The organism is Plantibacter sp. LMC-P-059a (genome assembly GCF_030209505.1).
Lineage (GTDB): Bacteria > Actinomycetota > Actinomycetes > Actinomycetales > Microbacteriaceae > Plantibacter.
In genome coordinates, this window is record NZ_JARVRZ010000002.1 from 301,860 (window position 1) to 314,616 (window position 12,757).

Consider the following 12,757-nt stretch of genomic DNA (forward strand, 5'->3'; position numbering starts at 1 on the left):
AGCCGATCCGGTCCCTGAGCCTGTCGAAGGGCGGTCCCGGTCCTGAGCCTCCCCGGTCCCTGACCCTGTCGAAGGGCGGTCCCGGTCCCTGAGCTTGTCGAAGGGCGTCGCCGGGAGCCGCTCAATCCTTCGCGAAGCGGTCGGTCGCGTCGATGAGCGCCGAGAGGATGCCCGGTTCGTCGAACGCGTGTCCGGCGTCGGGGACGATCGTGAACTCGGCCTCGGGCCACGCCCGGTGCAGGTCCCAGGCGGTGAAGACCGGGGTGCACATGTCGTAGCGGCCCTGGACGATGACGCCAGGAACACCGGCGAGCTTGTCGGCGTCGCGGATGAGCTGGCCGGGTTCGAACCAGCCGCGGTTGGTGAAGAAGTGGTTCTCGATGCGCGCGAACGCGACGGCGAACCGCGGGTCGGTGAAGCGGGCGACGGTCTCAGCCTGCGGGAGCAGCGTGATGGTCGAGGACTCCCAGCGCGACCAGGCGACCGCCGCCGGACCGTGCACGGCCGGGTCCTCGTCGAACAGGCGCCGGTGGTAGGCCTCGATGAGCCGACGGCGCTCCTCGACGGGGATCGGTTCGAGGTAGCCCTCCCACAGGTCGGGGAAGACGGCTGCCGCACCGCCCTCGTAGAACCAGTCGAGCTCCTCGTCGCGCAGGGTGAAGATGCCGCGGAGGACGAGCTCGGTCACGCGCTTCGTGTGCTTCTGGGCGTAGGCCAGCGCGAGGGTGGAGCCCCAGGACCCGCCGAACACCATCCAGCGCTTGATCTTCAGCGCCTTCCGCAGCGTCTCGAGGTCGGCGACGAGGTGCCACGTGGTGTTGGTGGAGAGGTCGGCGGCGGGATCGCTCGCGTGCGGGGTGCTTCGGCCGCAGCCGCGCTGGTCGACGAGGACGATCCGGTAGCGCTTCGGATCGAAGAGGCGGCGGTGGACGGGGCTCGTGCCGCCGCCGGGTCCGCCGTGGAGGAAGACGACGGGCTTCCCGTCGGGGTTGCCGGAGGTCTCCCAGTACAGCGACTGTCCGTCGCCGACGTCGAGCATGCCGGTCTCGTACGGCTCGATCGCGGGATACGGCTCGCCCATGGTCCTGTCCTTCCTCGGTGCGCGCTCGACGCGTCGCACTGGTCGTTCTAGCATGGCGTGGATCGTCCGGCTGGTGGTGCCACCACACCGTTCCCCCAGGTGTGTCAGAGCTGGTCGGCCGACACCGAGAAGGTGTCGCAGGCGGCCGGACCACCGTTGTACCCGGTCATGAACCAGCGCTGGCGTTGCTCGGCCGAGCCGTGTGTCCACGCCTCGGGGTTCACCTGGCCGGTCGCCGCCTCCTGGATGCGGTCGTCGCCCACCGCGGCCGCGGCGCTCAGCGCGTCGTCGATCTCCTGCTGCGTCACGGGCTTCAGGAAGGCGACGCCCTTGGCGTCCTCGGTGTCGGACGCCGCCGCCACCCAGGCGCCGGCGAAGCAGTCGGCCTGGACCTCGATGCGCACGGAGTCGGACGCCGGCCCGGTGCCGCTACGGTCGGCGCGGTCCATGACGCCAGTGAGCGCCTGGATGTGGTGGCCCCACTCGTGGGCGACGACGTACATCTCCGCGAGCGGGCCACCCGAGGCGCCGAAGCGGTCGCGCAGCTCGCCGTAGAAGCTCGTGTCGATGTAGATGGTCTGGTCCGGCGGGCAGTAGAACGGGCCGGTGGCACTCGAGGCCGCGCCGCATCCGGTGTTCGTCTGCTGGTCGAAGATGATGAAGTCCGCCGGCGAGGTGTAGTCCACGCCGAGCGCGGGGAGTTCCTCCGACCAGTAGTCGTCGAGCGAAGAGTAGGCACCACCCATCCGGCAATCGACGTTCGCGTTCGCGTCGGCGCCCGTCTGGCACTCCTCGGAGAGGAGGGTCTCCTCCTGCGATCCGCCACCGACGCCCCCGCCGCCGAGGATGCCCGAGACGTCGACGCCGAGGAACTGAGAGATGAGCGCGATGACGATGACCCCCACCGCGCCGCCACCGACGGCGATGCCGGTGGTCTTGCCCCGTCGCTTGACCTTGTTCCCGCTGATGTCGGCGTTGTCGTTGAACGTCATAGGCTTCGTCGGCCGCCGTAGTAGCGGCCCATCTCCCTTGTTTTCCGGGTTGTTGGCGTTGTTGAGTGTAGGGCGCGATGCGTCCTGTTTGGAGCTCTTGCGGACTCGCTGCGGACTGACTAAGGATCGCGCCTTCAGCCGTCCTCCCGCTTCACCCAGTGATACATCGATTTGAAAGCAGCTCGATCTGAGTCCTCGCCGTGGCCGGGGTGTGGTCCTGGGGGGGGGGTCAGGAGTTCGTGTTCCAACTGATCTGCAAGTTTCGGTGACCACAACTCCCGAACCTTGTTGATCGATCGCTGGGTGAGACGGCCGAGGTGGGCAACTTCTCGCCGGAGCTCCACCAGCTCATCTCGGTCGATGTCTGCTCATCCCAGAGCACTTCCAGCCGCGCAGCCGAGACCCACAGCCTTTCCTTCGAACCGCTCCTCCGCAAACTCGACCCTCACGCGAGAAGGCCGCTTCACGCCGATCCCCTTGATCTGCACTTCAGCCCACCGTGACGTCCTGTTACGCCGAAGGCCCGACGTTCAAAGACGTTCGTGCTCACGAGGCTAATTCAAACCTTCCAGCGGCAAGCAGGGGCAACGCACTCCACCCATGTCGGAGGACGACCTCCGGCATCAGACCGTGTTCACACGCACGGATTCTTGACGTTTCCCGTCCCTCGCCGATTGGCCCGGTCGTGGACCTCCTGGGTCACACAACGAATCGCCGCCGCAAGCTCTCTCCTTGCGGCGGCGATTCGCCCTGCGCCTGTCAGCGTCGCAGAGTTGCGATCGCCCAAGCGCCAAGCAGCACGGGCGGAACGACGATAAGAGGCGTCGTATCGCTCTTCGCGATCGCGATGAAGGCAAGTACAAGTGCGGCCAACGCGACGAACAGAATCGCCGCGCTGGTCAGGTCCAACCCGCGACTACCGCGGTGGCGTGGCCGGTGAGACCGCTGATGAGTCATTGTGTCCATCATCGCCTCCTCGGCGGGTTCGATCCACCGTCAATACGGTCCAGACCTTCGTGGTGCTGCCGTTCTTCACCGTGCGGTTCTCGCGGACCGTGACGTCGAAGATGTCGTCCTTGTGGATGGCCATGCCACGGTCGATCTCGAGCAGGAAGTTGGTGTCCTCGATGGTAACAAGGCGACTGCCCTGGTTGGTCTCGACGCGCCATTTCTCACCTGGGCGGAAGTCGATGCTGGACAGCTTCGCCTCGATGGAGAACGTAGAAGTTGTCTCCTCGATCTCGTCCACCTCGTGGGCCGCCTCACGATAGTCCGTACGATCCAGCACCAAGTCGGCGTCGGTCGCCGCCAGTTCCTGTGTGGCCACATTCGTGGAGCCCTCGCGCACCTCGAGGATTTCGACATCATCGCTCAGCGGGGCCATGATCTTGCGCATCGCGCCACGTGTGCGCTTCTTCATCTTCTTGAGCGCGTCCCACACCTCACGCGGCACCTCGTCGACCTTGTCTCCCGGCCACTTCAGCTTCACATAGCCATTCTCGAGGTACTCGAAATCGGTCGGCTCACCCCGCAGCCGCCGGGCTGCGACATTGAGGCCTTGCACCACCGCACCGCCGGTCCCTAGCGCCAGAGACACTGACCCCTCGGGGTTGTCGTTGATCCACTGCAGGATCGCTTCAACGATGAATGACCCTTCCTTAGCCGGACGAATTCGAACCTCTGGCGGAGCACCGTCTCCGAAAGCACCAGACTTGGCTAGCTCGCTTGTAAACTCCACCAGCCCTTGCAGCACCTCGGCGAGTTCAGCAGCGTTGATGTCGCGCACGGATCCATCCGTGTCACTGAACCTGAGCTGAATCAGCTCGTTCATCGCAGCTCGTGCGTCATGAGTGTCCTGGTCGCTCATACATATCCCCCAAATGGCTGCTACTCAGCTCACCGTAACGGACGCGCTCCTAAGCTCTCTCGCGGATTCCCTATCCGGGAGAATCAGGGAAGGGGCTATCCCCTGTCCCGAGCCGCTGAAAGGGGTGCAGAGCCCCGGGTACAATATCGCCATGAGCGCAGATCGAGAACTAAATCCGAAGGAACTCTACGAAGAGCAGGCGGTCGAGGAAGAACTCGAATGGATGGGTGAGGCAGCCCGCCGCGATTTTCTAAAGGGCTGACGCACGACGAACAGCCTCATCTTGAACCCACCCGGGGCTGAGCACCGCTGCCTCGCCGGGGCCGGCTTGAGTGTCCCCTGCTGTCTCTGCGATCGTCAACATGGCACTCTTCCGATCCCTCCGCTACGACGTCGACATGTGACTGCGGATGCGCAACGACCCGATAATCCATCCGAAGGTGATCATCCAGCGCCGGCGCGACGACCTCTGCGAAGACGTGTTCTGCGTGCACCGCTGCGACATCGACCCGGGCGCGCGCGTCCTCATAGGCACCCCGCCGACGCTCGAGCGCGCGAGCATAATGGTGCGATGGGATCTTCCGTCGAAGCGTGATGGGTATGACGGGCCGCCGAACGGGACCGGCGGCAACGGGACACCGAGCAGGCGTCGATGCAGTTTTCAGCCGCTTTCTCGACCACACTACGCACGCTATTGGCCGGTGGCGGAGGGAAGGGACCACGTCGGCTACTTGCTCTATCAACTGGATTGCTGTGAGCACCTGCGCTCAGCGTCGCCCCAGTTGCGCTCGCTCGGATTCGCCGAGCTGAGGTCGCATGAGCTGACCTACGTGTCAGTTCCTAGATCAACCGTCTCGGACAGGCGGCCATTGAGCTGGCTCACATGGATCTGATCACGTACGTTCTGCACAACACTCATGAGAAACGCCAACTGGGTTGTCACAGTGTGGCGTATCGAATCCGAGTTGGGTATGTTCTCGAGACGAGCGATGCGATCGTCGTCCTCGTGGAGAGCGACGCCGTAGATGTAGTCCATCGCGATCTGGTCTGATCCGAGGAGTTGCCCCGGCCCCAAGCCATTGTCCATCTCCAAGCGGCCAGCGTACGAAAATGTACCTACTAGCCGACCGTTGAGAACACAGCCAGCCACACGATCCGCGAGGGGCTGCAGAGCTTGAGAATGTTCGGGCTCCGATATGTCACGAAGATCTTCAACGATACCGGGCAAGTAGGAGCCCTCCGAGCTCATGAAGAACACGCGACAGTCTGCGATCGAAACCTTCAGATCCCGAAACCCGACCTCCGCGAACTGGAGGTCCACGCCTTCATTGCCGTCTGCATCGCGCGTCATCACCAGTGCGACCTCGAATGCTCGGTCGCCCAGCTCAAAGATCGGCCCGGAAAGCGCTTCATTGCAGCGACGCAAGAACTTCGTGAGCCTCCTCGCCTTTTCCGCGGCTGATACGTCCCGCTTGCGCTTTCCCATCGTTACCCGAAGAACCCCGGGTCAAGAAGTACGTCCATGACCGCGCCGCCATCACCGTAGATGACCGTGTTCGTCTCCCAGTCAAGCGAAACCTGATCCAGTCCCTTGTTGCGAACAAGTGCGTCGTAGTTCTTGAGTGCAATCTCAGTCTCTTTGTTCATAGCAGCATCCTCGCAGAATCGCGTCGAAAAGCGCCGCCGAGGGGTCAACGAATTGATCCATGACCCGGCTCTGTCTAGAGAACGATGCTGCTGTTGTAGGACCACTCCTTCAGCGAGGAAGTGACGTCGGTGTTGAACGCGTTGACCATGCCCAACTGGCCGAAGCGGTACCACGGCGTGCGCCGCCGCTGCCGGGGGTCCGTCGGGGTGACGCCCCCCGCTTGTTGTCCCCCCTGATCTGGGGCTACAAGGCGCTTGCCCCGGCCCATACGCTGAACATGTTCAACAGCCGCTGTCTCGCCCACCCGACCCGAATCCGGTGGGCGCGACAGGGCGGAACCACCACCCGACGCCGATCTGACGGCCTGATCTCCGGAACGAGCGGACGCAGTGAACACCAAGCCCTCACCGGACGCCGTCACCCTCGTGACGGTCGTCTTCGAGCCGGAGTTCGACCTGTTGCGCCTCCAGGCCCGATCCCTCGCGAGGTACGTCGACCAGGCACTCGTCGCGCGGATCCTCGTCATCGACAACTCCGCCGCCGGCCTCCGCGCCGGAGCCCGCCGCCGACTGGCCGCGGCCTACGGCCCCCTCGCCACGAAGCTCGAGATCGTCCGCCCGGACGACCTCCTCACGGGGCCGACGGCGACGAGCGGCTGGCGGGCGCAGCAGGCTCTGAAGCTCCTCGTCGCAGACCGCGTCGAGACCGACTGGTACCTCGTCCTCGACGCCAAGACCGTGTTCATCCGCCCGACATCCGCGGGCGACCTCTTCACCTCGGACGGCCGGCCCAACGGCGGCGTACACTCCTACGCGCAGCACCCGCTGCAGCCGCAACTGCGCACCGTGCTCGCCTACAGCGGACTCGACGCCGACACCCTCGTCGCCGGCTTCACCTCGACCGCCACCCCGTTCCTCCTGTCGACCTCGGCCGTCAAGACGCTCGTCGGGGACCTCGGCTCACGTCACCCGCAGGGGTTCTCCGCCGAGTTCGAACGCGCCGGCCTCACCGAGTTCTTCGTGTACACCGCATCGCGGCTCGCCGACGGGGAGACGCTGCACGACATCGCGTCCGGCGAACCGCTCGAGAGCCCGACCGTCTGGCCGCGGCACCGCTCCGGCGCGCAGGTCCGCGCGGTCCTCGACGAGGCGATGGCCTCTGCTACGACCACCTTCGCCGTCCACCGCACCGCCCTCGCCCGCATGGACCGCGACGGCGTCCTCGCGGTGGCTCGATTCTGGGTCGCCCGAGGACTCTTCCCGAGCACCGTGGCCGCAGTGCGGTTCATCGTGCGCTACCGCGCCAGGTACTACCCGGCGATGGTCCTCCGACGGCTCCGCGCCCGCCGAGGACGGGCATCGTGACCGCGTCAGCGCGGCGTGAGCGCCGTGAGCACTCCGATGTCGCGCACCAGGACGGCGGTGAGCTCGTCGACGGCCTGCAACACGTCTCCGTGCCGGGCTCCGCGATCCGTGTGTGCGTCGAGGACGTCGAGACCGTCGGTCACCCGACGCGTCGACCGGCTGAACTTCGGCCCGTCGCCGAGCAGGCCACGGCGGCCGTTCAGCACGGCGGCGACCGCGGCGACCGGGTCCGCGTTGGCGGCGAGGACGTCGAGTTCCGCGACGGAGGGCTCGAGGGAGAGCAGTCCGACCGCTTCGACGAGGGTGAACGTCTTCGCGCGGGCGGACGGCGTGATGGCGCCGACGGAACCGCGCGCGGCCGTGGTCATCGTCAGGATCAGGCCCGCGTCACCGATGCGCTGCGCATCCAGTTGCGCCGCGACGTGCTTCGCGGCGAACGCGGCTCCGTCCGCGGGCATGAGCCGGCGGTACACCTCGGCGCAGATCTTCGCCCCGGACACCGTCTCGGTGCCGGCACTGTCCACGCGCAGACCTTCGACGCCGAACGCGGCCGGAAGTTCGCGCTGCAGACGGAACTCGGCCAGCGGCGACCGGCACACGTTCGCACGGCAGACGGCGAGAACGCCGGTTGAAACAATCGACAATCCAGCCTCCTGAGAACCGCACCGAGTATACCAATGCGGCGGTCGGAGCCCATCGACACGACCATTCATCCTTGACCACGGGGGACCCGAAATGACCTTGCACGAGTACGTCCAGACCCTTCGCAAGTACTGGGTCCTCATCGCCGTCCTGGTGGTCGTCGGGTGCGCGACAGGCTACGTCGTCGCGAAGACCCAGGTGCCGATGTTCCGATCGACGAGCAGCGTGCTGCTCTCGGCCGAGCGCGGCGAGAGCACCTCGGAGCTCGCCCAGGGCTCGAACTACGTGCAGAGCCTCGTCCAGACCTACGCACTGCTCGCCGAGTCGAACCTCGTCCTGCAGCCCGTCGTCGACGAGCTCGACCTCGACACCACCGTCGCGCGGCTCAGCAAGTCCGTCTCGGCGGACTCGCCGCTCAACACCGCGATCATCGAGATCTCCGTCGTCGACTCCGACCCGAGCCGCGCGAAGCAGATCAACGACTCCGTCGTCGCGTCACTGTCGAGCGCGGTCGCGGACGTCTCCCCCCAGGACGACCAGGACCAGCCGACGGTCCGCCTCACGAGCATCAACTCCGCGACGCTCCCCAACGTGCAGTTCTCGCCGAGCTCGACCCTGTACGCCGCCGTCGGTGGGGCCATCGCCCTGCTCCTCGGGATCGTGTTCGCGTTCGTCCGACGCGCACTGTCCACGCGCATCACCGACGGAGCGGACGTCGCACACGACACCTCGGCGCCCATCCTCGGCGAGATCTCCGAAGCGCGCCGCGGCGCACCGGTCCTGGTGTCGCTGCGGACGAACCCGCAGGGGCTCGTCGCGGAGTCGTTCCGCACCTTGTCCGCCAACCTCCGGTTCGCGAGCATCGACCGCCCCATCCGGTCCGTCGTCGTGACCTCGGCACAGCCCGACGAGGGCAAGAGCTCGGTCGCGATCGGCCTCGCCCAGCAGCACGCCGAGTCCGGCCAGCGGGTGCTGCTCATCGACGCCGACCTCCGCCACCCCACCGTCGCGACGTACACGCAGCTCGACGGCACGGTCGGTCTGACCTCCGTCCTCCTCGGTCAGCACGACCTGCAGGACGCCGTGCAGTCGTGGGGCTCCGACACCCTCGACGTCCTCACCGCCGGCACGACGCCCCCGAACCCGAGCCAGCTGCTCAGCTCGTCGAGCATGCGCCTGCTGCTCGAGCAGGCGTCCTCCGACTACGACCTCGTCGTCATCGACTCGGCACCCATCATCACCGTGACCGATTCCCTGTGGCTCGGCAACATGGCCGACGGCATGCTCATCGTCGTGCGCGAGCGGTTCACCCGGCACCGTCACCTCGCCAAGGCCGTGTCCGCGGTCGAGGGCGCGCGTGCCGAGCTCGTCGGCGTCGTACTCAACCGCGTCAAGCGCGGGGACCGCAACAGCAAGTACTACACCTCGGAGGTCGAGTCGGTCTCGAACATCCGTCACGCCGTCGCCGAGCGCCTCGGTCGCTGAGCCGTGACGACCATCCCAGCGGCGCTGCGCGGCGGACCCGGGCCGGGGCTCACGCCCCGCCGGGCCGACCCCGACCGTGGCCGCCGGGCGCTCGAGTTCGCGGTCGCCGCCGCCCTGTGTGTCGCGATCGGCATGCGGTACCCGCGCTACGACGACATCCTCTTCGCCGCCGCCGCCAGCGCGATCATCGCCCCGCTCTGGCTGAGCACCCTCCGCCGGTACCAGGGCGCCGCGACCATGCTGCTCCTCGGGCTCCTGGCGATCGTGTCCGGTCTGCTCATCACCGGGTTCGCCGCCGGCGACCACGTGGTCTCGAGCTACCTCGCCACCATGAACTCCGCGCGCATCGCGGGCATCCTGTTGTCCGTCGGCGCGCTGCTCTGGGCACGGAGCATCATCGGGACGCCTCGCATGGCCTCGCTGTACGGGCTGGGGATGGTGTTCGGCCTGCCGTTCGGTGCGTCGTTCGAGACGAACCCGTGGAAGTTCGGTCTGTCCGTCCCGATCGCGATCCTCCTCCTCGGCCTGTCCTGGTGGGCCGGGCGCCGGTGGCTGGACATCGTGCTCCTGATCGCCCTCAGCCTCATCAGCGCCGCCAACGACTCACGGTCGGCGGCGGCGATGTTCCTCATGGCGGCGGCCATCATCACCATGCAGCGCATCCCGGTCGCGCGTGGCCGCGCCCACGCCTGGTGGGCGCTCGGCCGGATGGCGATCGTCGGCTACCTCGTGTTCCTCCTCGCGCAGGCCGCGATCCTCGAGGGCTATCTCGGGACGAGTACGGAACAGCGCTCGGAGGCCCAGATCGAGGCGTCCGGCTCGCTCATCCTCGGAGGTCGACCGGAACTCGGCGCGACGGTCTCGCTCCTCTTCCACCAGCCGGGCGGCTACGGCTCCGGCAGCTCACCGTCGATGACGGACGTGCTGGTCGCGAAGTCGGGCATGAGCTCCCTCGGCTACGACCCGAACAACGGGTACGTCGAGCGGTACATGTTCTCCCCGGGTTTCGAGGTGCACTCGATCATCGGCGACGTCTGGATCCTGTTCGGCGTCGTCGGCCTGGTGTGGCTCCTCGTCACCGTCGGCTTCGCCCTGTTCGGTGTCTCATCCCGGCTGACCGACCGACGGATCAGCGGCCTCGAGCTGTACCTCGGCATCCGCACCGTGTGGGACCTCTTCTTCAGTCCGTTGCCGAGCTCCCTGGTGACGATGACCCTCTTCTTCGCCGTCGTCCTGGTGAACCGCGCCAGGGCGACGTCTCCTGCATCCCGCCCGACCGGTGACCGGCCTGCCGGCCCACCGCTCCCCCACACCCCGCTTGGATCCCCGTCGTGAACACCGTCAAATCGGTCGGCGCAAAAGCCGTCACCATGCTCATCGCGCTCATCTGCGGCCTCACGACCACCCGGCTCATCATCGCCGACGCCGGAGTGCACGAATACGCGCTCTACACCCTCGTCGTCGCCCTCCCAGGGCTGGTGTCGTTCGCGGACCTCGGCTCAGGGGCCGTGCTCGTGAACCGCATCGCCACGACCGACCACCCGCGCGACGACCCGACCCTCACGGCGCAGGTGACCACCGTCGGACGGATCATGCTCACCTTCGCCGCGGTGCTGATGGCGGTGAACACCGTCTTCCTCCTCGCCGGTGTGTGGCCGGCGTTCCTCGGTGACGCCGGCGACATCCCCGGCTCCTCGCTCGCGGCGTTCCTGGCGATCACCGTCTTCTGCTGCAGCATCCCGCTGGGCATCTGGACGCGCATCCTCCTCGGCCTGCAGCGGAACCACATCATCATCATGATCCAGGGCGTGCAGTCCCCCCTGACGCTCCTCCTCATCTGGCTCGCGCTCACGGTCGGCCCCGAGACACTGCACCCCTACCTCGCGCTCGGGTCGCTCCTGGCCGCCGGCGGCGTCGCCCTCACCGGCTTCCTCCTCGCGCGTCGGTTCACGAGCCCGCTCATCGGCACCGCCGCCCGGCGCATCCCCTTCGTCAAGCGGCACCCGGGCGTCCGCGTCATGGACATGGGCTGGCCCATGCTCGCGCAGCTCCTCGCCACGCCCCTGTCGATGCAGTCCCAGCGCTTCGTGCTCGCGCAGTTCGTGTCCGCCGCAGCCCTTGCGCAGTACGCCATGGCCGGCCAGTTCTTCTTCGCCCTGCAGGGACTCGTCAGCGCCGCCGGCCTGACCCTCTGGCCGCGCTACGCGAAGGCCCGGGCGAGCGGGAACCCGACGACCGGGCCGTTCCTCCTGGCCGCGTGCTTCGCCGGCGGCGTGCTGCTCTTCACGGGTGCCATGGTCGTCGCCGGCCCGTGGGTGTTCGGCTTCATCTCCGGCGGCAAGGTGGAGGTCCCGATCGAGATCGTGGTCGCCTTCGGCGTGATGGTCGCCGCCCAGGCGGCGCTCTACCCGCTCGGCATGTTCATGATGGACACCGCCGGGGTCCGGTTCCAGGTCGCCCCGACCCTGCTCATGGCCGCCGTGTCGGTGGCCCTCGCCTTCGCGCTGACCCCGACGCTCGGTGCCGTCGGCCCGATGCTCGGCAACGCGCTGGCCGTGACGCTCGGGCAGATCCTGCCCTACTCGCTGCGGATCAGGCGTCTCGGACGCGCGACGGAAGCTCCGCCAGCGCCTCGGTGACCCGGCGCCAGTAGGCGGCGGTCGTGTACTGACGCTCCTGGAAGGCGGCGGCGAGGCGCTCGGACCGTCGTCGGCGCTCCTCCGGGTCGTCGAGCAGCGAGGAGATCGCCGTGGCGAGGGCCTCGGGGTCCGCTGCGGGGACGAACAGCACCTCGTCGTCGGAGAAGTAGGCGTCCAGTCCACCGGCCCGTGTGGCGACGGCCGCCCCACCGGCGGCCGCGAGCTCGAGCAGCGTGGTGATGCCGCTCGCGTGCAGGTTGGGGGTGACGCTCACGACGGTGACCTCGGCCGAGCGGTAGAGCGACACGAGCTCGGCGACGGTCGTGGTCGGGCGCGTCTCGACGGCATCGTGGTCCGCGAGGATCTTCTTGTTGGACGCGATCCGCAGCGACGGGGCACCGAGGAGCCGGTGCGCCTGCTCGAGCGTGCGCCAGTCTCTGGCGCGGTCGTTCCCGACGGACAGGAGCCGTGGTGCCGGCTCCGCGTCGTCCGTCGGCGAGGTGGCCGCGAAGACCGAGGAGACGCCGAAGGGGACGTAGCGGTGGCGACCGGACGGGACGAGGGCCCGCCCCGCCTCCGCGTTCGGTTCGGCGTTCGCGACGAAGAGGTCGACCCTGGCGAGGGCGAACCGCATGATGCGCTGCAGCCACCGGGGGTGCTTCGACCACTCCGCGAACAGCCAGATGGTCTGCCCGACGAGCACCGGTCGCCTGATCCCGAGGAGCCGGAACACCAGGCCGGCACCGAGGTACTCGACCTCGCTGTGGCAGTACACGTACTCGGACCGCCGCAGGTCGCGGAGGTGCGAGAGCGCCTGGCCGACGTCGAAGACCAGGAGGCGTTTCGACAGTCTCGAGAGCCGAGCCGCGAACCCGTTCGGGTCGCCGCCGCCCAGGACGCTGAAGTGCCAGCCGCCCGGGACGTGGTTGGCCCCGTACGGCGCCCGGTCCGGTGCCGCTCCGGCCTCGTACCGGGACGCGTAGTCCTCGGTACGAAGCTCGGAGGCGACGAGGATGCTCAGGTGTGGAAGGGTCACCCT

General features: G+C 67.5%; 11 protein-coding genes. 4 read left to right on the plus strand and 7 right to left on the minus strand.

Features of this window, described 5'->3' with window-relative positions; genetic code table 11:
- Positions 1-121 precede the first annotated feature (121 nt).
- From pip to QRN27_RS04885, 5 genes are all read right to left on the minus strand, one after another.
- Positions 122-1,081 carry a prolyl aminopeptidase gene (gene pip / locus QRN27_RS04865; RefSeq protein WP_285040934.1) on the minus strand — a complete coding sequence of 320 codons (960 nt, stop codon included), beginning with the start codon at positions 1,079-1,081 and terminating at the stop codon, positions 122-124.
- A 104-nt stretch (positions 1,082-1,185) separates the two neighbouring features.
- Positions 1,186-2,073 (minus strand): KPN_02809 family neutral zinc metallopeptidase, encoded by an 888-nt coding sequence (ypfJ, locus tag QRN27_RS04870; RefSeq protein ID WP_285040935.1) that lies wholly within the window; start codon positions 2,071-2,073, stop codon positions 1,186-1,188.
- A 916-nt stretch (positions 2,074-2,989) separates the two neighbouring features.
- A complete protein-coding gene (locus QRN27_RS04875) occupies positions 2,990-3,940 on the minus strand; it encodes an LAPAL motif-containing putative phage structural protein (protein ID WP_285040936.1) in 951 nt (316 codons plus the stop codon).
- 826 nt (positions 3,941-4,766) lie between these two features.
- On the minus strand, positions 4,767-5,426 hold the full coding sequence (locus QRN27_RS04880; RefSeq protein WP_285040937.1) for a hypothetical protein: 660 nt from the start codon (positions 5,424-5,426) through the stop codon (positions 4,767-4,769).
- A 2-nt stretch (positions 5,427-5,428) separates the two neighbouring features.
- The gene (locus QRN27_RS04885) at positions 5,429-5,587 is read right to left on the minus strand and encodes a hypothetical protein (RefSeq protein ID WP_285040938.1); all 159 of its coding nucleotides are present in this window, start codon (positions 5,585-5,587) and stop codon (positions 5,429-5,431) included.
- 390 nt (positions 5,588-5,977) lie between these two features.
- On the opposite strand from QRN27_RS04885, the gene QRN27_RS04890 reads away from it, so the two are divergent.
- Entirely contained in the window at positions 5,978-6,952 is a 975-nt protein-coding gene (locus QRN27_RS04890) for a DUF6492 family protein (protein WP_285040939.1), read from the plus strand.
- A 5-nt stretch (positions 6,953-6,957) separates the two neighbouring features.
- Here the strand turns inward: QRN27_RS04890 and QRN27_RS04895 are convergent, their stop codons facing one another.
- A complete protein-coding gene (locus QRN27_RS04895; RefSeq protein WP_285040940.1) occupies positions 6,958-7,596 on the minus strand; it encodes an arsenate reductase/protein-tyrosine-phosphatase family protein in 639 nt (212 codons plus the stop codon).
- Between the two features lie 91 nt (positions 7,597-7,687).
- Here QRN27_RS04895 and QRN27_RS04900 point away from each other — a divergent pair, with 91 nt between their 5' ends.
- The 3 genes from QRN27_RS04900 to QRN27_RS04910 are packed head-to-tail and all read left to right on the plus strand — an operon-like array spanning position 7,688 to position 11,718.
- Positions 7,688-9,079 carry a tyrosine-protein kinase domain-containing protein gene (locus tag QRN27_RS04900; RefSeq protein ID WP_285040941.1) on the plus strand — a complete coding sequence of 464 codons (1,392 nt, stop codon included), beginning with the start codon at positions 7,688-7,690 and terminating at the stop codon, positions 9,077-9,079.
- A 3-nt stretch (positions 9,080-9,082) separates the two neighbouring features.
- Positions 9,083-10,414, plus strand: coding sequence for a hypothetical protein (locus tag QRN27_RS04905; RefSeq protein WP_285040942.1), 1,332 nt, complete (start codon positions 9,083-9,085; stop codon positions 10,412-10,414).
- Positions 10,411-11,718, plus strand: a complete 1,308-nt coding sequence (locus tag QRN27_RS04910) for a lipopolysaccharide biosynthesis protein (RefSeq protein ID WP_285040943.1) — start codon at positions 10,411-10,413, stop codon at positions 11,716-11,718. The genes QRN27_RS04905 and QRN27_RS04910 overlap by 4 nt, the downstream gene beginning before the upstream one ends.
- Here QRN27_RS04910 and QRN27_RS04915 read toward each other — a convergent pair.
- On the minus strand, positions 11,672-12,754 hold the full coding sequence (locus tag QRN27_RS04915; RefSeq protein ID WP_285040944.1) for a glycosyltransferase family protein: 1,083 nt from the start codon (positions 12,752-12,754) through the stop codon (positions 11,672-11,674). The two genes, QRN27_RS04910 and QRN27_RS04915, sit on opposite strands and share 47 nt — an antisense overlap.
- Positions 12,755-12,757: the final 3 nt, after the last annotated feature.

What these genes read in the sequence shown, in the direction of transcription:
- QRN27_RS04900 (WP_285040941.1), top strand. Translation starts at nt 7,688, where the DNA reads ATGACCTTGCACGAGTACGTCCAGACCCTTCGCAAGTACTGGGTCCTC.
- QRN27_RS04875 (WP_285040936.1), bottom strand. Translation starts at nt 3,940, where the DNA reads ATGAGCGACCAGGACACTCATGACGCACGAGCTGCGATGAACGAGCTG.
- QRN27_RS04885 (WP_285040938.1), bottom strand. Translation starts at nt 5,587, where the DNA reads ATGAACAAAGAGACTGAGATTGCACTCAAGAACTACGACGCACTTGTT.
- ypfJ (WP_285040935.1), bottom strand. Translation starts at nt 2,073, where the DNA reads ATGACGTTCAACGACAACGCCGACATCAGCGGGAACAAGGTCAAGCGA.
- pip (WP_285040934.1), bottom strand. Translation starts at nt 1,081, where the DNA reads ATGGGCGAGCCGTATCCCGCGATCGAGCCGTACGAGACCGGCATGCTC.
- QRN27_RS04880 (WP_285040937.1), bottom strand. Translation starts at nt 5,426, where the DNA reads ATGGGAAAGCGCAAGCGGGACGTATCAGCCGCGGAAAAGGCGAGGAGG.